17 protein-coding genes and 1 tRNA gene are annotated in these 24,161 nt (G+C 73.7%); 8 read left to right on the forward strand and 10 right to left on the reverse strand.

Annotated features, from left to right (window positions below):
• Window positions 1–77: 77 nt before the first annotated feature.
• Entirely contained in the window at window positions 78–1,346 is a 1,269-nt protein-coding gene (locus ACZ6JT_RS20455) for a hypothetical protein (protein WP_469211524.1), read from the reverse strand.
• A 301-nt stretch (window positions 1,347–1,647) separates the two neighbouring features.
• Here ACZ6JT_RS20455 and ACZ6JT_RS20460 point away from each other — a divergent pair.
• From ACZ6JT_RS20460 to ACZ6JT_RS20470, 3 genes are all read left to right on the forward strand, one after another.
• Window positions 1,648–1,721 (forward strand) — tRNA-Met (locus ACZ6JT_RS20460).
• A gap of 196 nt (window positions 1,722–1,917) precedes the next feature.
• The gene (locus ACZ6JT_RS20465) at window positions 1,918–3,144 is read left to right on the forward strand and encodes a PP2C family protein-serine/threonine phosphatase (RefSeq protein WP_469211589.1); all 1,227 of its coding nucleotides are present in this window, start codon (window positions 1,918–1,920) and stop codon (window positions 3,142–3,144) included.
• A 292-nt stretch (window positions 3,145–3,436) separates the two neighbouring features.
• Window positions 3,437–4,471 carry a M23 family metallopeptidase gene (locus tag ACZ6JT_RS20470; protein WP_469211525.1) on the forward strand — a complete coding sequence of 345 codons (1,035 nt, stop codon included), beginning with the start codon at window positions 3,437–3,439 and terminating at the stop codon, window positions 4,469–4,471.
• Here ACZ6JT_RS20470 and ACZ6JT_RS20475 read toward each other — a convergent pair.
• From ACZ6JT_RS20475 to ACZ6JT_RS20490, 4 genes are all read right to left on the reverse strand, one after another.
• Window positions 4,380–5,747 (reverse strand): PrsW family intramembrane metalloprotease, encoded by a 1,368-nt coding sequence (locus ACZ6JT_RS20475; RefSeq protein ID WP_469211527.1) that lies wholly within the window; start codon window positions 5,745–5,747, stop codon window positions 4,380–4,382. The two genes, ACZ6JT_RS20470 and ACZ6JT_RS20475, sit on opposite strands and share 92 nt — an antisense overlap.
• A gap of 43 nt (window positions 5,748–5,790) precedes the next feature.
• Window positions 5,791–6,537 (reverse strand): tRNA (guanosine(46)-N7)-methyltransferase TrmB, encoded by a 747-nt coding sequence (trmB, locus tag ACZ6JT_RS20480; RefSeq protein WP_469211591.1) that lies wholly within the window; start codon window positions 6,535–6,537, stop codon window positions 5,791–5,793.
• A gap of 341 nt (window positions 6,538–6,878) precedes the next feature.
• The gene (gene lhgO, locus ACZ6JT_RS20485; protein WP_469211592.1) at window positions 6,879–8,075 is read right to left on the reverse strand and encodes an L-2-hydroxyglutarate oxidase; all 1,197 of its coding nucleotides are present in this window, start codon (window positions 8,073–8,075) and stop codon (window positions 6,879–6,881) included.
• Window positions 8,076–8,172: 97 nt separating this feature from the next.
• The gene (locus ACZ6JT_RS20490; RefSeq protein ID WP_469211529.1) at window positions 8,173–9,816 is read right to left on the reverse strand and encodes a sporulation protein; all 1,644 of its coding nucleotides are present in this window, start codon (window positions 9,814–9,816) and stop codon (window positions 8,173–8,175) included.
• A gap of 630 nt (window positions 9,817–10,446) precedes the next feature.
• Here ACZ6JT_RS20490 and ACZ6JT_RS20495 point away from each other — a divergent pair.
• Window positions 10,447–12,690 carry an asparagine synthase-related protein gene (locus tag ACZ6JT_RS20495; RefSeq protein ID WP_469211531.1) on the forward strand — a complete coding sequence of 748 codons (2,244 nt, stop codon included), beginning with the start codon at window positions 10,447–10,449 and terminating at the stop codon, window positions 12,688–12,690.
• A gap of 31 nt (window positions 12,691–12,721) precedes the next feature.
• On the opposite strand, the gene ACZ6JT_RS20500 is transcribed toward ACZ6JT_RS20495, so the two are convergent.
• Window positions 12,722–13,966: an MFS transporter gene (locus ACZ6JT_RS20500; protein WP_469211533.1), complete on the reverse strand. Its 1,245-nt coding sequence runs from the start codon at window positions 13,964–13,966 to the stop codon at window positions 12,722–12,724.
• A 137-nt stretch (window positions 13,967–14,103) separates the two neighbouring features.
• Here ACZ6JT_RS20500 and ACZ6JT_RS20505 point away from each other — a divergent pair, with 137 nt between their 5' ends.
• A complete protein-coding gene (locus ACZ6JT_RS20505; protein ID WP_469211535.1) occupies window positions 14,104–14,610 on the forward strand; it encodes a MarR family winged helix-turn-helix transcriptional regulator in 507 nt (168 codons plus the stop codon).
• A gap of 271 nt (window positions 14,611–14,881) precedes the next feature.
• Here ACZ6JT_RS20505 and ACZ6JT_RS20510 read toward each other — a convergent pair whose 3' ends face one another.
• Together ACZ6JT_RS20510 and ACZ6JT_RS20515 are read right to left on the reverse strand one after the other, a co-directional pair.
• On the reverse strand, window positions 14,882–16,951 hold the full coding sequence (locus ACZ6JT_RS20510; protein ID WP_469211537.1) for a sigma-70 family RNA polymerase sigma factor: 2,070 nt from the start codon (window positions 16,949–16,951) through the stop codon (window positions 14,882–14,884).
• A 233-nt stretch (window positions 16,952–17,184) separates the two neighbouring features.
• A complete protein-coding gene (locus ACZ6JT_RS20515; protein ID WP_469211539.1) occupies window positions 17,185–17,958 on the reverse strand; it encodes a TetR/AcrR family transcriptional regulator in 774 nt (257 codons plus the stop codon).
• Between the two features lie 341 nt (window positions 17,959–18,299).
• Here ACZ6JT_RS20515 and ACZ6JT_RS20520 point away from each other — a divergent pair, with 341 nt between their 5' ends.
• Both ACZ6JT_RS20520 and ACZ6JT_RS20525 read left to right on the forward strand, forming a co-directional pair.
• Complete coding sequence (locus ACZ6JT_RS20520) at window positions 18,300–19,718, forward strand: NAD(P)/FAD-dependent oxidoreductase (RefSeq protein ID WP_469211541.1); 1,419 nt, start codon at window positions 18,300–18,302, stop codon at window positions 19,716–19,718.
• Window positions 19,719–19,853: 135 nt separating this feature from the next.
• Window positions 19,854–21,704 (forward strand): ATP-binding SpoIIE family protein phosphatase, encoded by a 1,851-nt coding sequence (locus ACZ6JT_RS20525; protein ID WP_469211594.1) that lies wholly within the window; start codon window positions 19,854–19,856, stop codon window positions 21,702–21,704.
• A 103-nt stretch (window positions 21,705–21,807) separates the two neighbouring features.
• Here ACZ6JT_RS20525 and ACZ6JT_RS20530 read toward each other — a convergent pair whose 3' ends face one another.
• The gene (locus tag ACZ6JT_RS20530; protein ID WP_469211543.1) at window positions 21,808–23,115 is read right to left on the reverse strand and encodes an MFS transporter; all 1,308 of its coding nucleotides are present in this window, start codon (window positions 23,113–23,115) and stop codon (window positions 21,808–21,810) included.
• 121 nt (window positions 23,116–23,236) lie between these two features.
• Here ACZ6JT_RS20530 and ACZ6JT_RS20535 point away from each other — a divergent pair, with 121 nt between their 5' ends.
• Window positions 23,237–23,773, forward strand: a complete 537-nt coding sequence (locus ACZ6JT_RS20535) for a MarR family winged helix-turn-helix transcriptional regulator (protein WP_365468454.1) — start codon at window positions 23,237–23,239, stop codon at window positions 23,771–23,773.
• 198 nt (window positions 23,774–23,971) lie between these two features.
• On the opposite strand, the gene ACZ6JT_RS20540 is transcribed toward ACZ6JT_RS20535, so the two are convergent.
• On the reverse strand, window positions 23,972–24,161 hold a 190-nt coding region (locus ACZ6JT_RS20540), incomplete at its 5' end, for a hypothetical protein (protein ID WP_469211544.1).

Below are 24,161 nucleotides of genomic sequence, written 5' to 3' on the forward strand. Positions count from 1 at the left end.
CCACGCCCGTAAGGGAAAGCGCCCCACCCGGTCCGACCGGGTGGGGCGCTTTCGCGTACGGGGTGTGGAGGTGTGGATCAGGCGGAGAGGCGACGGCGGCGGCCGAGCCAGGCGGCGGCCGAGCCGAGCGCGACCAGGGCGGCCGCGAGGCCGGCGTACAGCCCGGTGGAGGAGCCGGCGCCGGTGGTGGCGAGGGAGCCGGTGGCCGTGGTCGCCGTGGTCGCCGTCGTGGTCGTCACGTTGCCCCTGCCGGTGGAGGTGGAGGTGGAGGTGGCGACGGCCGGCTGCACCGAGGGGGCGGTGGAGGGAGCGGTGGACGGGGTGGGGGAGGGGGTGTCGGTGGGCACCGTCTCCGCGAACGGCACGAGCGGGAACTGCACGGAGCCGGTCTTCAGCGGGTAGGAGTTGCCCTCCGCGTGACGGACCTCGGCCTCCATCGTGATCGTGGTCTTCTTCGTCAGCTGGGTGTGGTTGCCCAGGCTGACCCGCAGCGGCAGGGTGTGGACGCCGTCGGCCGCACTGAAGCCCTTGGGGATCCGCGGCAGCTCGTAGCGGCCGTCCTCGGCCTTCAGGTCCTGCCAGCGGCCGTCGAGCAGCGCCTGCACGCGGAAGTCCGCCTCCTGCTCGCCCGGGTGGGACAGGCTCAGGCTGGTCGCGAGGGCGGTGCCGAAGGTGCCCTCACCGGTGGCCTGGTAGTTCAGGTCCAGGTACGCGCGCTGCTCCTGGCCGTCCTTGCCGGAGCCGACCTGCTTGAACCAGGTCTTCAGCTCGCCCGTCTTGATCTGCGGGTCGACCTTGAAGGTGTGCGAGTCGGCGCCGCCGGGGGCCACGGAGTTGTTGTAGCTGGTGGCGCTGAGACTGAAGTCCCCGTCGTTGGTGGGGTAGTTCGCGCCGAGGCCGATGGTGACCGTCCAGGTCATCTTGCCGTGGGCGGGGACGTCGAAGCCGCCCTTGTCACCGCCCGGCTCGCCGGCGGCGGGGAAGAAGGTGCCCTGCCAGCCGCCGTCCTGCTGGCCGATCGAGGAGCTGGTCGCCGGGGCGTCCACCGCCTCGACCTTGAAGACGACGTCGTCCTTCTTCAGCCGGCTCGGGCCGGTCGGGTCCACGAGCATCCACGGGTTGTACGTGACGGCCTTGCCGGTCGGGTTCTTCACCGTCAGGTCGAAGGACTCGGTGGCGCCGCCGCGGGTCAGCGGGCCGCTCGGGACGGGAGCGCCCATCTCCGTACGCAGCACGGCGTGGTCGTCGGCGGCGGGTGCGGCGGACGCGGCGGTGGCCGAGAGCGGCAGCAGAGTGGTGACAACGCCGGCGACGACTGCGATGGCGGCTGCGGTGCGAACGGACATGGTGGACTCCCCCCGGGAATCACAGGGGCATCGGCGGAGTGCCGAGCCGGTCGGGTGTGGTGGGTGTCGCCCGCCGGTTCGTGTTCCCCCTGGCCCTGGCGACAGGTGAATCATCGCCCGCGCCCGATCCCGGAACGATCCCCGAAGTGTCACCGGCGTGCAACAGAGATGATCTTGCTTCGCAGGTGCCCGTCTTCGGCCGGTTTTAGGGCCTTGACCTGCGGCGATGTCGATCGGGGGGTGGGTCGGCCGGTAATTGGCGGAGGGCTCCCCCCGGATGGCGTAGAGTTGTGTTTACCGACGCGGGGTGGAGCAGCTCGGTAGCTCGCTGGGCTCATAACCCAGAGGTCGTAGGTTCAAATCCTGCCCCCGCTACTCAGTACGAAGGCCCGGTTCCCTTTGGGGAGCCGGGCCTTCGTCGTTCCCCGGTCCCGATCCTCACGCGCCGTCACCCATCCGGCCGCCGCCGGGTCGCCACCGGCCGTTCCCGCCGTCAGCCTTGAGGGGCGAGGCGGCGGCGGGCCCGCATCCGTACGAGGGATCCCGGCGGCAGGAGAGCAGCGTGGCGGGGCTGGGCCGGCAGGGCAACGGTGGGCGCGCGGGCGGTAGCGGTGGCAGGAGCGTTGGCGGCCGCGAGAGCGGTCGCGAGAGCGGTGGCGGTGGCGGTGGCGGGAGCGGTCCGGCCCGGCAGGTGGTCCGGGTGCTGCCGGGTGCGCTGATCGCCCTCGGCACGCTCTTCAGCCTGCTGACCCCGCCCAGCTTCACCGGATCCCCCTTCTTCTCCGCGGCCCCGCTGGTCGCCGCCCCGCTGTACACGCTCCGGGCCACGGTGCTGACCGGGCTGCTGGCCTCGCTCGCGGTGTTCCTGCTGCACCTCCTCAACGGCACCGGCCGGAAGGTCGAGGCGCTGACCGAGCTGGTCACCGTGGTGACCGTGGCCGGGCTGGCGCTCCTGATCAACCGGGTCGTGCGGCGCAGCGGCGAACAGCTCGCCTCCGCGCGCGGGATCGCCGAGGCCGCGCAGAGGGCGGTGCTGCCGAAGCCCGCCGAACGCATCCGGGGGCTGCACGTCTCCGCCTGGTACGAGGCCGCGCAGGCCGACGCCTTCATCGGCGGGGACCTGTACGCCGTCCAGGACACCCCGTACGGAGTGCGGCTCGCGGTTGGTGATGTACGGGGCAAGGGGCTGGGGGCAGTGGAGGCCGTGGCGGTGGTCCTCGGGGCGTTCCGGGAGGCGGCGGAGACCGAGCCCACGCTGGAGACGCTGGCGCAGAGGCTGGAGCGGGCCCTGGCCCGGGAGGGCACCCGGCGCGACGGCCTGGACGCGGTCGAGGGGTTCACCACGTGCGTGCTCGGGGAGATCCCGCCGGACGCGGGGGTGCTGCGGCTGCTCAACCGGGGGCATCCGGAGCCCCTGCTGCTGCACGGGAACGGGGAGCTGGCGGTTCTCACCCCGGCGGAGCCCGCCCTGCCGCTCGGTATGGGCGAGTTGGGCGGCTGGCCGGACCGGGCGCAGGAGTGGGCCTTTCCCGAGGGCGCCACCCTGCTGCTCTACACGGACGGGCTGAGCGAGGCCCGGAACCGGGCGGGCGACTTCTACGATCCGGCGGCCCGGCTGCGCGGACGGATCTTCCCCGGGCCGCACGCCCTGCTCAGCGCGCTCAGCAGCGATGTGCGCCGGCACACGGGCGGCGGGGCCACGGACGACATGGCGCTGCTCGCGGTGGGCCGGCCGGAGCCTCGACAGCCGGAGCGGCGCAGGACGGTGCCGGTGGTGCGGCGGGGTGAAGCCACTTGACGCACCGTGTTCGAAGGGGCGCTCTCCGCAAGCTTGATGACGAGGCGTCATGTTTCGGGTGTGGCCGAAGAGATGAGGGTGTTGCCTGATTTTTGCCCGGGTTGCTGGCTGTCTGCGGCGAAAAGGCCTGGCCAGAGCCAGCCATTGCGTGGCCGATTGGTGCGAACGATCAAGCACAACAGCTTGGAATCACTCCCCTGCGTCTATTACCTTTCGATAACGCAGCGCGGTCGTCCCAGCCGTCGCAAGAGACGGCGCCGTGCGCGTGCGCGTCAATGAGGAGTGTGCCCCGGTGGCCTCCAACTTGCCTGCCCCTGAAGGCACCGAGATCCAGGAGCCGCCCACCGCGGGTGCCTGGGGCGAGTGGAACCCCACCGAGGACTCGGTCCGTCCGGTCCGCGGCAAGCATCGGATAGCCAAGCAGCGCGGGGGCCTTGCGCGCAGCTCCACCGTGCTGGGCGTCGGCGTCATCGCGGCGGTCGGCGCCGGCGGTATCGCCCACGCGCAGGACCGGCCGCAGGTCGCGATATCCCTGCCGTCGATGCCCGACCTGCCCGATCTGCCCCGCCTGATGTCCGGCGACGACTCCCGGCAGTCTGACGCCGGTTCCGGCTCGGCGGCCCAGGCGGCCGCACGGACGGGCATCATCGCGCAGCAGAACGACAGCGCCACCGACGCCGGCGAGGTGCTGCGCAACCGCATCCTCCAGCAGGCCGAGTCCCAGCAGAGCGCCGCCGAGGCCCAGGCCCGGGCGGACGCCGAGCGGGCCGCGCAGGAGACCGCCGCCCAGGAGGCCAAGGACAAGCTGGAGGCGGCTCGCCAGGCGGCCGAGGAGGCCAGGGCCCAGGCCGAGGCGAAGGCGGCGGAAGAGGCCGAGGCCGCGAAGAAGGCAGCCGAGGCCAAGGCGGAGCAGGAGCGTGCCAGATCGGCCGGCGGCTACTCCCTGCCGACCTCCGCCTACACCCTCACCTCGCACTACGGGGACTCCGGCTCCATGTGGTCCTCCGGCCACCACACCGGCCTCGACTTCGCCGCCCCGACCGGCACCCCGGCCAAGGCGGTCGCCGCAGGGAAGATCACCTCGGCCGGCTGGTCCGGCGCGTACGGCTACCGGATCGTGCTGGAACTCGAGGACGGCACGGAGGTCTGGTACTGCCACCTGTCCTCGATGTCCGTGACCTCCGGCGCGGTCGGCGCCGGCGAGACCATCGGCCGCGTCGGCGCCACCGGCAACGTCACCGGACCCCATCTCCACCTGGAAGTACGCAAGGGCGGCTCGACGATCGACCCGCTGGCCTGGCTGGAGTCCAAGGGCCTGAACGTCTGAGCTCCGGCTCCGCCCGCCGCGGCACGGGTACGGCGGGCAGCGCCGCCGCGGGCGCGGGGACGGCCGGCGGGGCCCGCAAGGGGTCGAACGACGGCGGCAGCAGCTCCTCCATGACCGCAGCCCGGGCCAGCGCCGGGCCCGCCGTCGCACGGCGCTGCCAGAGCCGGTGCAGCAACTCCCGCTCCCGGCCGGCGAAGTCCGGCTCCCCCAGCGGGCCGCCGCGGCGCGCCCGGTTCCGCAGCAGGGCCAGGGCGGCCGCGTCCGCCTCGTACCGGGCGACCGCGCGTCCGGCGGCCCGGCCACCGGTGCGCCGGGCCAGGGCGCGTGCCAGCGACCGGGCCGGCATCGACGCCAGCGCCGGCACCTCGGCGGGGCCGATCCAGCCGGCGGCCGCGTACACCGCCAGCTCCCCGGACACGACCCGCAGCCGGCCGCGCCGTATCCACACCGCCAGCCACACCAGCAGTCCGAACGCCGGGACCATCACGAAGGCGTAGACCGTGTAGAAGCCGTGGTCCCCGAACCGCGAGGAGCCGTTCCACAGCGCGTGCATGCCCATGGCCGGCGCCAGGCCGAGCAGCGGCAGGAAGATCCGGCGGGAACGGCGCGCGCTGAGCGCGGCCGCGCCGAAACCGAGCCCGGTGAGCACCGTGAACAGCGGGTGCGCGAACGGCGACAGCACTATCCGGACGAAGAAGGTCGCCGCCGTCACCGACTCCAGCACGCCGGAGCCCTCGGCGAGGTCCTCGCCGTAGGCGTTCCCGAGGTAGAGGATGTTCTCGGTGAAGGCGAAGCCGGTGGCGGTGAATCCGGCCACGACGAAACCGTCGGCGGGGCCGGTGAAATGCCGTCTTCGGAACACGAACACCAGCAGGAGGGCCGCCGCCTTGGCGCTCTCCTCCACCACCGGGGCGACGGCCACCGAGCCCAGGTGGTCGGCGTCGGAGGGGTCGGCGGTGGCCGCGGCTATCCACTCGGTGGCGAAGTTGTTGGCCAGTATCGCGATCAGCGCCGCGGCGCAGGCACCCCAGCCGAAGCAGAACAGCAGCTGCGGCCAGGGCGCGGGCGCGGCCCGGCCGAGCCACCGGAAGGACGCCATGAGCGGCGCCACCGGCAGCACGGCCAGAGCGAGACCGACGAGGAAGCCCGGGGTGCCGGTCTGCTCCCGGACGAGTTCGAGGATCGAGATGCCGGTGACGGCGAGCAGGGCGAGGAGCACGCACGTGCGGACCGTGCCCGACGGACGTGCGAGCACAGCGAGGAGCGCTCGGAACACACCATGACCCTAGCGATCCGGTCTGACACGCGCCGTGACGTTGTCAGTTCTCCGTGCGACGGAAGAGCAAGTCGTGTACGACGTGGCCCTTGTCGAGGCCCTGGCCCTCGAAGCGGGTGAGCGGCCGGAACGCGGGGCGCGGCGCGTAACCGCCGTCGGGCTGCGTGTTCTCGAAGTCCGGGTGCGCGGTGAGGACTTCGAGCATCTGCTCGGCGTACGGCTCCCAGTCGGTCGCGCAGTGCAGCACGGCCCCGGGGGCCAGGCGGGTGGCGGCCAGCGTGAGGAACTCGGGCTGGATCAGCCGGCGCTTGTGGTGGCGGGCCTTGGGCCAGGGGTCCGGGAAGTACACGCGGATCCCGGCGAGGGAATCGGCCGGCAGCATCTCGCGGAGCAGGATGATCGCGTCGCCGTTGGCCACGCGGACGTTGGTCATCCCGCCGCGCTCGGCGAGCGCGAGCAGGTTGCCCTGACCGGGGGTGTGCACGTCGGCGGCGAGGATCCCGGTGCCGGGGTCCTCGGCGGCCATCTGCGCGGTGGCCTCGCCCATGCCGAAGCCGATCTCCAGGACGACGGGGAGGCCGTCGAACATCGCCTTCAGGTCGATGACCTCGCGGCCGTCGATGTCCAGGCCCCAGGTGCCCCACAGGCGCTTCAGGGCCTCGCCCTGACCGGTGGTGACCCGGCTGCGCCGGGGCTGGAAGCTCCGGATCCGCCGCTCGTGGTGCGAGCCGGCCGGATCCGGCGAGGGCCCGTCGGGGAAGCGGGGCTCGGTCCGCCACTTGGGCGGCACGTACGAACTCGCCTCCGGCGCGGCGTCCGGGAGGCTGGGCGGCTGGGGGTTCAGGGACTCAGACACAATGCCGTGATTCTACGACGGGGGCCCGGTACGCCGCCGCGCGTGCGGCGCCGCTGCCGGAGCTCCGCCCCGGGCCCCGCGCCTCACACGCCGGCGGGGCCGCATCGTCAGCCCGTCCGGCGTTCGAGGACCGGGTCGGGGCAGAGCCCCGGGGAAAGGGTGAAAGGGCGGGGCGGGCAGACGGCTCGGCGCAGCGGGACGTGCGCGGCCGTCGGCCCGGGCTTCCCGGCCCCCGGCCCCGGGCTTCGCGGTCGTCGGCCCGGCTTCGGGGCCGCTCAGCTCGAGCCGAGGGTTCGAAGGGCTCGGGAGGCGATCTCGCGGCCGATCGGGAGCGAGGCGGTGGCCGCGGGCGACGGGGCGTTCAGCACGTGGACCGTCCGCGGGGCGTCCCGGATCAGGAAGTCGTCCACCAGCGTCCCGTCCCGCAGGACGGCCTGCGCGCGGACCCCGGCCGCCGCGGGCCGCAGGTCCGCCGAGGTGACGGCCGGCAGCAGCCGCCGCACCGCCCGGGTGAAGGCCTGCTTCGACAGCGAGCGGTGGATCTCGCCCGTCCCGTACCGCCAGTGCCGTGCGGCCATCCGCCAGGATCCCGGCCAGGCGAGCTCGTCCGCGAGGTCCCGGGGCCGCACCGTCGACCAGGCGTACCCCTCGCGGGCCAGCGCCGGCACGGCGTTCGGTCCGACGTGGACCCCGCCGCCGATGCCCCGGGTGAGGTGGACGCCGAGGAAGGGGAACGCCGGGTCGGGCACCGGGTAGACCAGCCCGCGGACCAGTTCCGGGCGGGCCAGGTCGTAGTACTCGCCTCGGAAGGGGATGATCCGCATCCCCGGGTCGTCGCCGGCCAGGCGGGCGATCCGGTCGCACTGGAGCCCCGCGCAGTTCACCAGCACCCGCGCCCGGACCACCAGCCCGGACGTGGTGCGGACCGCGACCGCCGACGCGCGGCGGGAGATCAGGTCCACCGCGCCGCCGTAGACGATCTCCGCGCCCGAGGACTCCGCCAGCTGGGCGCTCACCCGCCCGTAGTCCACGATCCCGGTGCTGCCGACGTGGATCGCGGCCAGGCCGCGGACCTCCGGCTCGTACTCGCTGATCTGCGCCGGGCCCAGCTCCCGCACCGGGATGCCGTTCTCCCGGCCGCGCTGGACCAGGGCGTGCAGCCGCGGCAGCTCCTCCCGCTCCGTGGCGACGATCAGCTTGCCCGTCACCTCGTGCGGAATCCCGTGCTCGGCGCAGAACTTGACCATCTCGGCGGCGCCGCGCACCGCGAAGCGCGCCTTCAGCGACCCGGGGCGGTAGTAGATCCCGCTGTGGATCACACCGCTGTTGCGGCCCGTCTGGTGCCGGGCCGGGCCCGCTTCCTTCTCCAGGACGACCACCTTGGTCCCCGGAGCCAGGCTCGACACGGCATGCGCCGTCGACAGGCCGACGATCCCGCCGCCGATCACCAGCACATCGCAGTCCACGCCCATGCCGCCGCCCACGCTGACACCTCCCACCCCTGCATACTGCACCCCGGCACCGACAACGAGGCCACGCGGGTCCCGGGGCCCGCCTTCCGATCAGGTCCTACGCCGGTGCGACCAGCAGCGGCCGGGCCCGCTCGCGCAGCTCCGCCACGCGCGGCTCGTCCCCGTACGGTTCCAGCCGGTGCAGCAGGTCCCGTACGTATTCGGTCGTCCGCGCCGAGGAGATCCTGCCCGCCACCTCGACCGCCCGGGTGCCCGCCGCGCACGCCGCGTCGAGATTGCCCGACTCCAGCTCGGCGACCGCGCTCACCACCAGCCGCAGCCCGTGCGAGCGCACGTACTCCTCGGTGGGCCGGGACAGCGCCTGCTCGGTGAAGCGCCGTACCTGCCGGGGCAGTTTCAGATCCCGGTAGCATTCTGCCGCATCCGCCGCGAAACGGTCGTACGAGTAGAAACCCAGCCAGGTCGGATCCGGATCGCCCTCCCGGGACCGCTCCAGCCAGCCCTCCGCCGCCCGCAGCGCCGCTCCGGCGGCCGCCGAATCGCCCGCCTTCGCGTGCGCCCGCGCCTCGACCAGCCGGAAGAAGCTCATCGTGCGGGCGGTGGCCAGGCCGCGGTTGCGCTCGACGGCCGCCTGCGCCAGGTCCACGCCCTCGTCCGGGAAGTCCCGGTAGGTCGCCTGCAGGGACATCGAGGCCAGGACGTACCCGCCGAGCGGTACGTCCGCGGCCGCGCGGGCGAGCCGCAGCGCCTGGATGTAGTAGCGCTGGGCGGCCTCCTGCTGACCCGTGTCGAAGGCCATCCACCCGGCCAGCCGGGTCAGTTCGGCGGTCGCGCCGAACAGGGCGCGGCCCACCTCGTCGGTGTAGGAGCCGAGCAGCAGCGGCGCCGCGTCCACCCGCAGGCACTCCGGGACCATCGACGAACGCCAGTCCCCGCCGCCGTACTTGGAGTCCCAGCGGCGGGCGTCCTCCGCGGCCTCGCGCAGCTTCGTCACATCGCTGTGGCCCACGCGCTGCCCGTGGTCGCGCGGCGTTTCGGCGGCAGGTTGCGCGGGCACAACGGTGGACGGCGGGCCCGACGCCCGGTCTGCCATCGGGCCTGTGGCGGGCCCGGTCGTGCGGCCTTGCGGCGAGGGCCGCGGACCCGGTGCCGCCTCGTGCGCCGACCCCGAAACGGGCGTCTCGTTCGTCGCCGCGCCGTGGGCCGAGGGGGTGGCAGCAGGTAAGGGGCTCTGCGCGGCGGGGCCGTGTGCGGCGGGGCCGTGGGCCTCCCGCGCCACCGAGCCGTCGGCGGGAGATATCAGCCAACGCGAGGCCGGCGTCGCGTACGCCGCCACCGAGAAGGAGCCCGCGAGCGACTGCCAGATCCCGCCACCGCCGCGCCGCCCGGCGAGGTCGAGCCGGTAGAGGTCGGTGGCCGAGCGCACCGCCGCGCCGATGTCGCGCGGGAAGGCCAGTCCGACCTCGGGCGCGGGGTCCGCGTCCGCCAGTCCGATCTCGTGCAGCGGCACCGGCCGCCCCAGCTTCGCGCCGATGGCGGCCGCGATCAGGTGCGGGGCGGCGCCCTGCGGCACCATCCCCTTCGACACCCACCGGGCCACCGACGTCTTGTCGTAGCGAAGCGTCAGGCCGCGCTGTGCGCCGAGGTCGTTGACCCGCCGGGCCAGCCCGGCGTTGCTGATGCCCGCGAGGGCGAGGACGGCGCCGAGCTTCTCATTGGGCTCGCGGAGCTCCCTGGACATGCGCCACCCCTCGTCACACGCGGAACGCATACGCCGCCGGGGCATAGGCGCCCGGCATTTCGTAAACCCAGCGTAGTTCCCCGCCTCCCAAGCGTTAAGGCCCTTACTTCCGTATGGCGGGATTGTTGTCCGTTTGCACAGTCCGCCCCGGGCCCGGTGCCGGGGCGCACGTGTCATCGCGTGCTCCGTCCGTGTGGCCGTGCGCCCGGGCGTGCGCTCTGGCCGGTCCGGGGACCCGGCGATTCGATGTGCGGTGCGTGGGTCGGCCCGCTGCGCGGATCGGGCGGGCCGGGGGATGCCGCTACCTCAATCCCCGCGGGTGGCGGAACGGGCCGGGGGGCGGATTCCGCCTCCCGGACCGCGCCCGCGCACCGGGCTCCGCCGGCCCGGGGAGGCTCTTCCGACGGCCGAAGAATGGCTGAAAGCGACCTATGGGGCGGTGGGAACGGAACGCCAAATACCGCGTGGCCGGGGCGTGTTCGTTTGCATGTGCGCCCCCTTTAACCACTCTCGCACGCCTGTCCCGTGGCAGCATGGACCCGAGCCACCCGGGGTCCCGCCGGCCGCGCCCTCAGCGCTGACCGTGCTGCCCGTGCCCCGGTCATGTGCCCACAGGCTGGGGAGGCGGCGGTGCGCTGGTTGGTGGGTTGGAGCAGTATCGCCGCGAGCTTCGGCACGGTCGGCCGGGTCAACGGTCACGGCTCGGGGCACACCTCCGGCCACGGCTCCGGCCAGGGCGGATACGGCCCGGGCGGATACGGCCCATCCGGATACACCGAGGCCGGTGCGCCCCTGCGCGGCGGCCTCGCGGACGCGGCCCACGCGGACGACCCCGGCGCGGACGCCGAACGCACCGTCCACCCCGTGGGCGCCCAGCTCCTCTGGGGCGACCCCGACCCCCTCTGGGCCGTCGGCGACTGGCGCCCCGACGAGATCCGCACCCTCACCGCCGACCCCGCCGACCCCTTCACCCGGCTCGCCGTCCTCGGCTGCTGCGGCGCGACCGACGCCGAGCTGAGGCGGGCCCTGTACGCCGCCCGCGGCGGGGCCCTGCGCCACCTCACCCAGTGGTCCGGCAGCTACACCGCCGTCGTGCAGGCCGGCCGCCGGATCACCGTCGTCGGCGACCTCGCAGGCGCGCGCCCCGTCTTCTACACCCCCTGGGCGAGCGGCACGGCGTACGCGACCGCCGCCCTCCCCCTCGCCGACCTCATCGAGGCGCAGCTCGACATCGGCCATCTCGCCGCCCTGCTGGCCTGCCCCGACAGCCCGGAGGCACTGGGCGACGGCACACCGTACGCCGGGGTGCGCCGCATCCCGCCCGGGCACGCGCTCATCCTGCGCGAGGGCTCCCGCGAGATCACCGGCTACGAACAGGTCGCCTCGCTCGCGGTGGCCGCCCCCGAGGCCGATCCCGAGCGCGCGGTGGAGGGCGTACGGGAAGCGTTGACGGCCGCGGTGCGCGCCCGGCTCACGGCGCCGCGGCATGCTCCCGACACCCTGCCGCCGTACGATCCCGGCCCCGTGCCCGGCATGGGCCCCGCCGACCGGCGCGCGGCCCGCGGCGCCCCGGCCCCCGGGGTCGGCGCCGACCTCTCCGGCGGCAGCGCATCCGCGACCCTCGCCCTGCTCGCGGCCGGTCTGCCGGGAGCCCCCGGCACCCTGCTGAGCCCCGCCGGGGCGCGGCTGCTCGCGGTCACCTTCAACGACCTGGCCACCCCGCAGGGGCGCGAGGACGAACTGGAACGGGCCCGGGCCATCGCCGCCGACCCGCGCCTGCACCACGTCGTCGTGGCCGCCGCCGAGGAGGCCCTCCCGTACGCCGAACTCGACGGCCCGCTCACCGACGAACCCGGCCCCTCGCTCGTCTTCGCCGCCCGCGAGCGGCGCAGACTGGCGGCCGGCTCGGCCGACCACTTCACCGGCCACGGCGCCCGTCAGGTCCTCGACGCCCACCCGGCGCGCATGGCTGACCTCCTGATGGACCGCCGCCGACGCCACCTGCTGCGCCCGGTGGCGGCGCTGGCCCGCTCGGCCTCCGCCTCCGGAGCCTCCGGGGAGTCCCTGCTGGCGCCGCTCACCGTGTACTCGGCGGCCCGCAGGCTCGCCCGTACGACGTACCGCGCGGGCATGGAAGCCGCCGCGGCCCGGCTCCGCGAGGGCGGGGTCACCGAGCGCGCCTCCGGTCCGGTGGACGCTTCCCTCGCCGCCCTGACCTGGTCACGGCCGGGACCCGCGGCCGGCTGGCTCACGGGCGAGGCCCTCGCGGAAGTGTCGATCCGGCTCACGGTCGCGGCCGGCCGGCCGCCGCTGTCGCTGCGCCCCGGGGAGGCCCGCGCCCGTTCGCTGCTGGCCCGGCACGCCGCCGACCACCGGGTGTTCGAACAGGCCGTGGAGGTCCGCAGCCAGCGCCTGCACGCCCCCTTCCTGGACAACCAGGTCGTACGCGCCGCCCGCGCCCTCCCCGAGTCCCTGCGCGTCCAGCCCGGGGCCCGGGCGGAGATCCTGCGCAGCGTCCTGGCCTCGGCCGGGGTGCGCGAGCTGCCGCCGGGCTGGGGCGCCACGGCCCACACCCCGAACGAGACGGCGACCCGGCTGGGACTGCGCGCCGCCCTCGGCGAGCTGCTGTCGCTCTTCGCCTCACCGCTGCTCGCGGACGCGGGCCTGATCGAGGCCCGGGTGGTGCGCCAGGCCCTGCTCGACGCGGCGGACGGCCGGCCGGTCCCGCTGGACGGGCTGGCGGAACTCGTCTCGATGGAGCTGTGGCTGCGCCGGCTGCTGGCCCGCCGCGGCACCTGCTGGACGGGGACCTCGACGGCACGCCGGCGGGCGGTGCCGGAGGGGGTCCCGGTGCACCGCCCGGCGCTGTCGTGACGGTGCTCGTCCGAAGTCGCCCGCCGTCGGTTCAGGAGCCGAGGACCAGGGCCGTCGCGATCGCCGGGCCGAAGGCGCCGCCGAGCTGGTAGCAGAGGGTGAACAGGCCGATGGCGGTCGGGCGCTGCGTGTCGGGGACGCTCGACGCGGCGTGCGTGGACAGTACGGCGTTGGCCCCCGTCGCGCCGAACACGCCGCCCATGGTGGCCAGGAGCAGCAGGGGTCCGTGGCTCGCGAAGACCGCGATCAGGGCCGCCAGGGTGCCGATCCCGATCAGCACCGTGCGTACGGCCACCCGCCCCATGCGCGCCGAACCGGCCGCCAGCAGCCAGGAGAGCGCGGATCCGACGAGCAGCGCCACGAGCTGACCGGCGCCGGCCGCGCCGGTGTCCCAGCCCGCGCGGTCCGCGATCAGCCGGGGCACGGCGAACAGCAGCGTGAAGTACGAGGTCGACAGCGCGAGCGCCAGCAGCGCGGAGCCGAGGAAGAGGGGCCTGCGGAGCAGTTCGGCCGGGACGAAGCCCTCGGGGCGCCGCCGGATGTGGACCGCGAGCAGTACGGCGGCGAGGGCCGCGGAGCCGAGGGCGACGGCCGGTGCGTGGGGCAGCAGGACCAGGGCCGTGGCCAGCAGCGTCAGCAGTGCGGCGCCGCGCGCGTCGAACCGGCCCTGCGGGGCGGCCGCCGGGGCTTTCGCGTACTTGCTCACCGCGGGCACCGCCAGCAGCGAGATCAGGGACACCGAGAGCGAGAGCCGCCACGAGACGGCGTGCGAGAGCTGGGCGCCGAGGAGCGGGCCGGTCGCGCCGAGCATGCCGAAGCCCGCGCTGATGACGCCCATGCGGCGGGCCGAACAGGCCAGGCTCATGGCGGCGGCGACCAGACCGGCGCCGCCGGCGGCCTGCGCGGCCCGCCCGAGGAGGGTCAGCGGAAGCCAGGGGGACGCGGCGACGAGGAACGTGCCGCCGAGGAGGAGGGCGCTGGACAGCCGGAGCACCGGCGCGAGGCCGCGGCGGCGCAGCAGTCCGGCGAGCAGCGGGATGGCGACGGCCATGGCCCAGGCGAAGGCGGCGACGAGCCAGGCGGCGGTGGAGGTGGCCACCCCGAGGGAGCCGGCCATGTCCGGAAGGATCAGCACGGGGGCGTTGGCCGTGGCGGCGACGGGGGTGGCCAGCAGCGCCAGCCAGAGGACGGGGACGAGGCGGGGCCGGGCGGCGGCGGTGTCGGCGGTGATCGTCGGCGTGGGGGCCGTGCTCGTAGCGCTCGTGCTGGTGGTCATGGTGGCGCCAGCTCCGATCCATCTGAAGGTTCAGAATCTCAACGTTGAGATAAAATCAGAGGAGTCCTCTCAACGTCAAGTGTCTGAACGTTGAGATAGTCTGGGTGGGAGACGCCGCACGAGGAGGAGGACGCGACATGAGTGACGCAGTGGACGCGATCGTCGGCCAGTGGGCCGCCGAGCGTCCCGAGCTGGCACCGGGCCTGTGGGCCGTCGAGGTGGTGGCCCGCATCCAGCGGATGAACCGCATCGTCGACCGCAACCTCAAGGCCTTCGCGGCCGAACGGGACCTGGAGGTGGGCGAGCTCGACATCCTCTTCACCCTCCGCCGCTCCGGCCCCCCGTACGCGCTCACCGCCGGCGCCCTCATCCCCGCCGCCATGGTGACCTCGGGCGCGATCACCAACCGCATCGACCGCATGGAGGCCAAGGGCCTGGTCGAGCGGGTCCGGGACGGGCAGGACCGCCGCTCGGTCCGCATCCGCCTCACGGAGCAGAGCCTCGCGCTCACCGAGTCGCTCATCACCGACCACCTCAGCCGCTACGCCGAGTTGCTCGCCCCGCTCGACGCCACGACCTGCGCCACGGTCGCCGGCGCCCTGCGTACGCTGCTGGAGGACAACGGAGACGTCTCCATCACCTGAGCGCCGCCGCGCGGGCAGAACTGGCGGGGTGCGGTATCTCATCCTGGGCGTCACCGAGGCGCGCGACGAGACCGGCGCCCCCCTCCCGATGGACGGCGCCCGCCTGCGCGCGCTCCTCGCCGCCCTCGCCCGGCGCGCGGCCGCGAGCGGCGCCGTGGACGGGATCCCGGAACGGACCGCGCCCTGCTCGGCCCGGCCCGCTACGCCCGGGAGGCCTTCGCCGGGGCCGCACTGGCGCCGGCCGAGCTCGCCGGGGCCCTCACCGCCACGCTCACCGGCAGCTGATCACGGCGTCGGCCCAGCTCGCCAGCGTCGGCAGGCTGCCCGGCCCCGCCTTCTCCACCACCAGCCGCAGCGTCCTGCGGCCGGCGAGGGAGACCTGCACGCCCACCGGCGGGTCCTCGTGGCCGAGGGCGGCGGACTGCCACAGCCGCTGCCCGTCGGCGTAGACGGAGAACCGCACCGTGCCGTCGGTGTGGAGCGACAGCCCGTCCACACCGGCCTGCGCCGAGAAGCCCGTGCACTGCCGGTTGAGGGCGATCTCCACCGAGGAACGCCCGTTCACGGTGATGCCCTGCGCGAAGCGGCGGCCGCCCACTTCCAGCCCCCAGCGCTGCCACACCCAGCTGCTGCGCCAGGTCTGCACCTCGGGACCGCTGTGGTCCCCGACGGCCGACTGGTCGAGCCGGGCCAGCTGAAACCCTTGCGGCGGCTTCGACGGCGGCGGGATCGGCTTCGGAGAGGGTGGGCCCGGGGACGGCCCGGGCGCGGGCTTCTCCCGGCTCGGCGAAGGCGAAGGCGAGGGCGGCGGGAACGAGGGCGACGGGGACGAGGACCGCGAGGCGGCCGGGGGAGCAACGGCGGCCGGAGCCGAAGGCGTCGGCGTCGGCACCCGCGCCGACGGTACGGAGCCCCGCGCACGCGGCGGCTCCCCACCCGGGCTCGGCTCCGCCGAGGCCGAGACGGGTGCCTCCGGCACTGCCGGCGCCGCCACAGCGGGCGTGGGCTTCGCCCGGGCCTGCGGCTCGGGATCGTCGCCGGCGAGCGCGAACACCACCCCGGCGGCCGCGGCCACCGCGATCCCGGCGGCGACGGCGGCCTTTGCAGGCAGCCCGAGCCCCTCGGAAGCCAGCACACCCCCGGCCCCGCCCCCGCTCCCGGCACCCGCCCCGGCCGCCCCGCCCCCGGCACCGGCTCCCGCAGCACCCGCCCCGGCACCACCCGCGGCACCTGCACCCGCACCGGCCCCGCCCGCGGCCCCGGCAGCCCCGGCCCCCGCAGTCGACCCGCCGGAGGCCGCGGCCCCGGCCCCCGCCCCGCCCGCGGCGACGGCGCCCCCGGCCACCACCCCGGCGGCCTTGGCCGCGTACCCGGCGGCGAACCACCCGATGACCGCGACCGGAAGCAGCGCGGGAATCCCCGCGTTGACGTCCTTGAGCTCCCCGGCGGCCAGCCGGCACTTCGCGCACTCCTCCAGGTGCCTGCGCAGCCCTCGCTCCGCCCGCATCCGCAGCCCGCCCCGCGCGTACGCGCCCAGCCGGTCCGAGTACCGCGCGCAGTCGCCGCCCGCGCTCAGCGCCGCGCTCACGTGAGCCTGCAGATAAGCCTGCTTGAGCCCTTCTCGGGCCCGACTGGCCAGCACCGCCGTCGCGTTGGCGCTGAGCCCGAACAGCGGGGCGATCGCGCTGGGCGACGCCTCCTCGACGGTGGTGTGCCACAGGACGGCCTGCCACCGCTCGGGCAGGCTGCGGAAGGCCTGCATGGCCAGCGACTGCTCGGCCTCGTGCATCGCCCGCACGTCCGCGCCCAGTTCGAGCGTGTCGTCCCCGGACAGCCCCGAGATCCCGGCTCCGCTCTCCGTGCCCGTGGCCGCCTGCTCCGCGAAGACCGCGAAGTCCTCGACGAGTTGCTCCCGCTTGGCCGTCTTGGCCCAGGCCGCGGCAACCCTGCGCACGGTCGTCAGCAGGTAGGCCCGCACCGACTGGTCCGGCCCCGCGCCGCCCCGTACCGCCTGCAGGGTCCGTGCGAACACCTCGGCCGTCAGGTCGTCGGCGGTGTGCCCGTCGCGGCAGCAGCTTCGCGCGTAGCGCCGTACGGCATCGGCGTGGCGGCGGAACAGCTCCGCGTACGCACCGTCATCCCCGCCCCGCATCCGCGCGATCAAGTCACTGTCGGAAGGGGGGACTTCGCTCCCGATAGCGCCGCGCCCGAAAGAGCCCGAGGGCCGTGCGTGCCGCCCGCCCGGTTCGCGCTGGGCCGGCACCTGCCGTGCGGGCAGGCTGCCCGCCTCGACCTCGCTGCCGCCGCCACCGAGTGGCTCTTCCCGCCCGTCAACGCCCATCGCGGAAGCCCCCGCACGACACACTCAATCGGTACACCGATCAAGCGTGTCACACGGCGGTCGCGCGTCGAGCCTCTCTGCGCGCCATCCACTCGTCCGGGCACAATTCGGCGAATCGCCCTGCTGTCGCCCCGACGTGCGAACGGCCGGACGGTACGAGAGCCCGCCGCTTCGAGTGGGCGGGCACCCGCCCGGCACCGAAGGGGCGCCGGGCCGATGCCGCACCACGCAGGTCACGCAGTCCGGGACCGCAGCCCTTCGAGCAGGATGTCGAGCAGCCGGGTGGAAGCCGCCGCCTGCTGCGCCGGGTCGGGCAGCGCGGGCGCCGCCGTCGCTATCACCAGCAGCACATCGGCCACCGTGACGTCGGCGCGCAGCTCACCGGCCTCCCGCGCACGGTGCACCAGGCGGCCGACGACCTCCAGCAGCGCACCCGCACCCGCGTCGTCCGAGGGCTCGTCCTCCGCCGCGCTCCGCGTACCCACGACCCGCAGGTCGGGGGAGCCGGCGGCCGCGAGGGCCTGGCGCTGCTGCGGAACCCGTACCTCCGCGGCCTCCTCGACCTCGTCCTCGCTCGCCGAACCGACCCGCAGCACCTGCGGCGGCAGCAGCCGACCGGCGCCCGAGGCCACGGAGGTGCGCAGGAAGCGCGACAGCGCCTGCCACGGCTCCTCCTCCTGACCCAGTGCGGTCCTGGCCTGCTCGGTCAGCCGCGCGGTCTCCTCCTCGGCTATCCGCCGCACGAGGACGTCCTTGCTCGGGAAGCGCCGGTACACGGTGCCGACACCGACCCGCGCCCGCCGTGCCACGTCCTCCATCGGAGCCCCGTAGCCCAGCTCGCCGAAGACCTCGCGGGCCGCGCGCAGCACGTGTTCCAGGTTGCGCTGGGCATCGACGCGCAGCGGCGTGGACCGGCCTACGCCGTGCGTGGTGCCGCCCGCGAGCGCGCGACCGTTGCTCTCGACCGAGAGCGCGGTCGCAGAGCCATGGAAATCGGAAATGTTCATATGTTTCCCCCGGTAATCATTTGTCTCCCCCCGGAGACACTCCCCGCCTTCACGTCGAGGGGGCCGCGGTCTCGGGCCCGGTCGTACTACTCCTCGACGAGATACGAACATAGTTGAGCCAGAGTCAATTCAGAAGAGGCAGCCCCGGACGGACCACCGCCCGATCGGAGCATTCACCCCCACTTTTCCGTTCCATACCCCCGGAATCTCTCATTCCGCAGGCTCTGACCTGCGAATTTACGCTCACACCGAACGCTCTCTTCCACCCCGCCCCAGCACCCCCTCCGGTCACACAATTTGTCGGGCCTGTGGACAAACTCCCGGCCACGTTGCGTCATGGGATGGTGAAGGCTGCTAACTCCCGGGGCACGGCCCCCGGTACCCCGCCCCGTACGCGCATCCTGATCGTCGGCGGCGGCTACGTCGGCATGTATACGGCGCTCCGGCTCCAGCGAAAGCTGAGAGCCGGCGAAGCCGAGGTCACGGTGGTCAGCGCCGACCCCTACATGACGTACCAGCCCTTCCTCCCCGAGGCGGCCGCCGGCGCGATCTCCCCCCGCCACGTCGTGGTCCCCCTGCGCCGCGTCCTCCCCCAGTGCCGCATCGTCATCGGCGAGGCCCAGCGCATCGACCACGCCAAACGGACGGTGACCGTCAGCACCCTCGCCACCGCCGACGAGGGCACCGGCCCCGTCGAGATGGAGTACGACGAACTCGTCCTCGCCCCGGGCTCCATCTCCCGCACCCTCCCCGTCCCCGGACTCGCCGACTACGGCATCGGGTTCAAGACCGTCGAAGAGGCCATCGGCCTGCGCAACCACGTCATCGAACAGATGGACATCGCCTCCTCCACCCGCGATCCCGCCCTCCGCGACGCCGCCCTCACCTTCGTCTTCGTCGGCGGCGGATTCGCCGGCGTCGAAGCCCTCGGCGAGCTGGAGGACATGGCCCGCTACGCGGCGCGGTACTACCACAACATCAAGCCCGAGGACATGAAGTGGGTCCTCGTCGAGGCGAGCGACCGGATCCTCCCCGAGGTCGGCCCCGAGATGGGCGTCTACACGGTCCGCGAACTGCGCCGCCGCAACATCGACGTCCGCCTGGAGACCCGCCTCGAATCCTGCGAGAACCGCATCGCCGTCCTCAGCGACGGCGCCCGCTTCCCCACCCGCACCGTCGTGTGGACCGCCGGAGTCAAACCGCACCCCATCCTGGCCGCCTCCGACCTCCCCAGGAACGAGCGCGGCCGGCTGGCCTGCACCTCCTTCCTCACCGTCGAAGGAGTCGAGCACGCCTGGGCCGCGGGCGACGCCGCCTCCGTCCCCGACATCACCGCGACCGAGAAGGGCGCCGAGTGCGCCCCCAACGCCCAGCACGCCGTCCGCCAGGCCAAGGTCCTCGCCGACAACCTCCTCGCCGCCCTGCGCGGTGAGGTCCTGACCGAGTACGCCCACAAGTACGCCGGCTCCGTCGCCTCCCTCGGCCTCCACAAGGGCGTGGCCCACATCTACGGCCGCAAGCTCAAGGCCTACCCGGCCTGGTTCATGCACCGCGCCTACCACCTCAGCCGCGTCCCCAGCTTCAACCGGAAAATGCGCGTGCTCTCCGAATGGACCCTCTCCGGCCTCTTCAAGCGTGAGATCGTCTCCCTGGGCTCCCTCGAACACCCCAGGGCAGAATTCGAACTGGCGGCAGGTGGCGGCCCGAAACCCCCTCCTCCGCCCCCCGCCCCCAACCCCCCGAAGAACGGCCAGGGCTGACGTTGTCAGTGCGGTCGGCCACACTGGACGTGTGACCATAGGTGGGCTCACCCCTGCACAGAGTGACATCGTCCAGTCAGCGACCGCCCACGAGCGACACAGCGACCACTCGCGACACCACGAGGCTTGAACGCAGTGAACTTCACGCGCTGGAGCGCCCGGTTTCCCGGAACGCAGCGCCGCGCCGCCGCCCGGACCGAACACGCCGCCGCCCAGGCCAAGCGGGGTGAAGGCGCGGTCCCGGCAGCCCGCGGCGGCCGCGCCGACCCCGGAGCCGAGCGGGCCGCGCCCCCCGCCGACGGCCACCCCGCCGACCCCACGGTCCGCGGCACCGGCACGGCCACCGGCGGCGGACCGGGCACCGCCGCCGGTCCCGGCAGCGGCACCACCACGGCCCAGCGGACCGGCGCCATCGCCGCCGTACCCTCCCTCGACGAGCTCTCCGTACGCGAGGTCCTGGGCCGGCTCCCGGCCCTCGTCGCCCTCGTCCACGGCCCCGAGCACCGCGTCGCCTACGTCAACGACGCCTACACCGCCGGCTTCGGCACCCGCACCCCCGGCGCCCCCGCCCACGAGTGCCTCCCCGAACTCGGCGAGCTCGGCCTGCTCCCGCTCCTCGACCAGGTCCAGCGCAGCGGCAAGTCCCGTACCGCCAAGAACCGCACCGCACCGGGCGGCGCCCACTCGTACACGGTCACCTGCACCCCGGTCGAGTTCCCCAAGGCCAAGCCCCACACGAGCACGGGTACGGGTACGAGCGCGGCGGCCGAAGCCGGGAGCGAGCCGGAGGCGCACACCGGCGTCCTCATCCACCTCGCCGACGTCACCGATCACGCCGAGGCCGTCGAACGGCTCCGCGCCAGCGAACGCCGCCAGCGCGAGGCCGCCGTCACCCTCCAGCGCTCCCTGCTCCCGCAGGAACTGGAACAGCCCGACGACCTGCGCGTGGCCGCCACCTACCAGCCCGGCGGCACCGAGGCCGCCGTCGGCGGCGACTGGTACGACGTCATCACCCTGGGCGCCGGCCGCACCGCCCTCGTCATCGGCGACGTCATGGGCCGCGGGGTCCGCGCCGCCGCCGTCATGGGCCAGCTCCGCACCGCCGTCCGCGCCTACGCCCGCCTCGACCTGCCCCCGCACGAGGTCCTCCAGCTCCTCGACGGCCTCGCCGCCGAGATCGACGCCAGCCAGATCGCCACCTGCGTCTACGCCGTCCACGACCCCAACGAGGGCCTCCTCGCGTACGCCTCCGCGGGCCACCTGCCGATCCTGGTCCGCGACGAGGACGGCACCGTCCGCAGAGCCGCCGACCCCACCGGCCCGCCGCTCGGCACCGGCGGCTGGCTGCACACCTCCGGCACCATCGCCCTCGGCCCCGGCTCGACCGCCGTCCTCTACACCGACGGCCTGGTCGAACGCCGCGGCGAGGACATCGACGAGGGCGTCGCCGCCCTCGAACGCGCCCTCTCCGGCGCCCAGGGCACCCCGGCCGTCATCTGCGACCGCCTGATGCGCGCCCTCGGCGTGGACGCCGACCACGACGACGACGTCGCCGTGATGGTCCTCCAGCAGCCCGCCCGCACCGGCGCGGACGCCGAGCTCTTCCACAACGCCGCCCTGGAACTCCTCGGCGGCATCGAGGCCGCCCCGCGCGCCCGCGCCTTCGCCCAGGGAGTCCTCGCCTCCTGGCGCTTCCCGGTCGAGCTGTGCGACCTCGGCGTCCTGGCCGCCAGCGAGCTCGTCGCGAACTCCCTCCAGCACGGCACCCCGCCGATGCGCCTGCGACTGCGCCGCACCGACCGCCGGCTGATCATCGAGGTCACCGACGGCGACGACCACCTCCCGCGCCGCCGCCGCGCCGAACCGGGCGACGAGACCGGCCGCGGCATCTCGATCATCGCCACCATCGCCTCCTCGTGGGGCTCCCGCCGCACCCCGGGCGGCGGCAAGGCCGTCTGGTGCGAGTTCGCCCTGCCGGACAAGTAGCCGGATGTGCGGAAGGCCCCGGTCCACGAGGACCGGGGCCTTCCGCACACCTGTTCACCGGCGCGTACGTATATACGTGCCCCCGCCGAGGCGCCTACGTCGCCTACGCGCTCACGGGCTCCGCTTCGGCGCCGGCCTTGGCCGCCACGACCGGACCGCCCTGCGCCACGACACGGCTCGCCAGCCACGGGTTGTCCTGCGCCGGGCTCAGCCGCCTGCCGAGCCGCAGCGCCAGACCGGCGATCCCCAGCGACACCAGCACGAAGACACCGATGTAGAGCATCGGAACGCCCGCACCGAGCGGCACACCGAGCGGCCCCAGCGCCAGCGCCATCTGCTTGACCAACGCGAAAGCCGAGTTGTACTGGCCCACCGAGCCCTCGGGAGCCAGGTCCGCGACTAGCGGCGCCAGGGTCGGCGACAGCATGGCCTCGCCGATGCCGAAGAGCGCGTACGTGCTGACGAACGCGGCGGCGGCCATCATGGCGCTGCCGTGCCCCAGGCCCGAGAAACCGGCGATGACCCACGCCGCGGTCCAGATCAGACCGACGAGCGCGATCACCCGGGACCGCCGGCGCTTCTCGACCAGCCTGAGCACGACGAACTGCGCGACGACGATCGCACCGGTGTTGGCGGCCAGGGCGAAACCGAGCGTGGAGGGGGAGATCCCGGCGGCCTCGGTACCGAAGGCGGCCAGACCCGACTCGAACTGCCCGTAGCAGGCGAAGAACACCACGAAGCCCAGCACGCACAGCTGCACCATGGCTTTGTGCCGGAGCAGCCGCTTCCAGCCGCCGCCCGCCTGCGCCGTGTCCTTGGGCCGGGCGTCCTTGAACCCCTGCACCTGCGGCAGACGCACCGTGGCGATCACACCTGCCAGCACCAGGAACATCACGGCCTCGATGCCGAACAGCAGGGTGAAGCTGCCGGGCCGGCTCTCGTCGACGATCTGGCCGCCGATGAGCCCGCCGATGCCCAGACCCAGGTTCTGCATGAAGAACTGCAGGGCGAAGGCACGGGTCCGGGTGGACGGTGTGGAGCACCACACGATCATCGTGGCCAGCGCCGGCTGCATCACGGCCTGTCCGGCGCCGAGCGCCAGCGCGGACAGCAGGATGGGCACGATGCCGGTGGAGAGCCCGAGCGAGAGCGCACCGGCCGACGCCGCGACGGCCGCACCCATGACCACGGGCACCGGACCACGTCGGTCGATGACCCGACCGGTGAAGGGCAGCGCGACGAGAGCCCCCAGGGCGAACGCCACGAACGCGCTCGTGGCGGCCATGGAGCCAAGATCCCGCACCTGCGCCACGTAGATGTAGAGGAACGGAACCGTGAAACCGATGCCGAACGCCGTCAGCGCGTTCCCGGCCTGGATCCGCCGCATCGCAGCGCCCATCACCTTGGTCACTTCTCACCTGCCTTTGAGAGCCGAAGACTGAAGACTTCAGAACTTCATACCTAAACTTCGATCCTTAACTCTACACATCGAAGGAGTTAGACGCCAACGAGCTCGTGCGATACTTCGACCCATGGGTGACACCCCCGACGGCACCACGCCCGTCCACGAGCCGACCCTCGACGAGCAGATCGCCGTCTACCAGCGCGAGTTCCAGGACCTCGACCCCCAGGTCGAGAAGGTGGTGTCGGCGCTGAGCCGCCTGCACCGCCGGATGAACGTCGCGTACGGACGCCAGACCGCGGCCCTGGGCATCAGCAACGCGGAGTGGGAGGTCCTCAAGGCCCTGGTCATCTCCGGCTCCCCGTACCGGATGGGCCCGAGCGAGCTCGCGAAGCAGCTGGGCCTCACGCCGGCGGCGATGACCCACCGGATCGACCGCATGACCGCGGAAGGACTGGTCACCCGAGAGCGGGACGAGTCCAACCGGGTCCGCGTGATCGTGGAGCTCACCGACGAGGGCCGCAGCAAGTGGCTGGACGCGATGCGCGCGGCCACGGTCTTCGAGGAGGACCTCCTCCAGGACCTCTCGACGGCGGAGCGCGGGGTGCTGGGCGACATGCTCACCCGCCTGCTGGACCGCGTGGAGGACCTCCAGTCCCCCAGCTGACCACCGGGGTTGACACGGTCCGCGAGGATCCGTAAGGTTCTTCGAGTTGTCCCTGGGCCGGAAGGTTTAGGCGACAACAAATCCCGCCGCCTCGTTGCGGCACCCAACTCAGCACGATCTCCCACCGGGAACGAATTCGGCATGCCCGAATTCATTACCGAAGGCCGATTATGAATCGCCGGGGAAATCCACTAGAGTTCAGGAGTCGGAAGGGCCCAACAGCCCGGAAGAGAAACCCCGCTGACTGGGGGTCAGGCCCGAAAGAGTCTGATAGAGTCGGAAACGCAAGAACACAGAACGAAAGCCCGGAGGAAAGCCCGCGAGGGTGAGTACGAAGGAAGCGTCCGTTCCTTGAGAACTCAACAGCGTGCCAAAAATCAACGCCAGA

Source organism: Streptomyces sp. NPDC046308 (genome assembly GCF_055588065.1).

Coding starts and splice junctions, on each gene's coding strand:
- ACZ6JT_RS20455 (WP_469211524.1), bottom strand. CDS start 1,346: ATGTCCGTTCGCACCGCAGCCGCCATCGCAGTCGTCGCCGGCGTTGTC.
- lhgO (WP_469211592.1), bottom strand. CDS start 8,075: ATGGGCGTGGACTGCGATGTGCTGGTGATCGGCGGCGGGATCGTCGGC.
- ACZ6JT_RS20490 (WP_469211529.1), bottom strand. CDS start 9,816: ATGTCCAGGGAGCTCCGCGAGCCCAATGAGAAGCTCGGCGCCGTCCTC.
- ACZ6JT_RS20500 (WP_469211533.1), bottom strand. CDS start 13,966: ATGACCACCAGCACGAGCGCTACGAGCACGGCCCCCACGCCGACGATC.
- ACZ6JT_RS20505 (WP_469211535.1), top strand. CDS start 14,104: ATGAGTGACGCAGTGGACGCGATCGTCGGCCAGTGGGCCGCCGAGCGT.
- ACZ6JT_RS20510 (WP_469211537.1), bottom strand. CDS start 16,951: ATGGGCGTTGACGGGCGGGAAGAGCCACTCGGTGGCGGCGGCAGCGAG.
- ACZ6JT_RS20515 (WP_469211539.1), bottom strand. CDS start 17,958: ATGAACATTTCCGATTTCCATGGCTCTGCGACCGCGCTCTCGGTCGAG.
- ACZ6JT_RS20520 (WP_469211541.1), top strand. CDS start 18,300: ATGGTGAAGGCTGCTAACTCCCGGGGCACGGCCCCCGGTACCCCGCCC.
- ACZ6JT_RS20535 (WP_365468454.1), top strand. CDS start 23,237: ATGGGTGACACCCCCGACGGCACCACGCCCGTCCACGAGCCGACCCTC.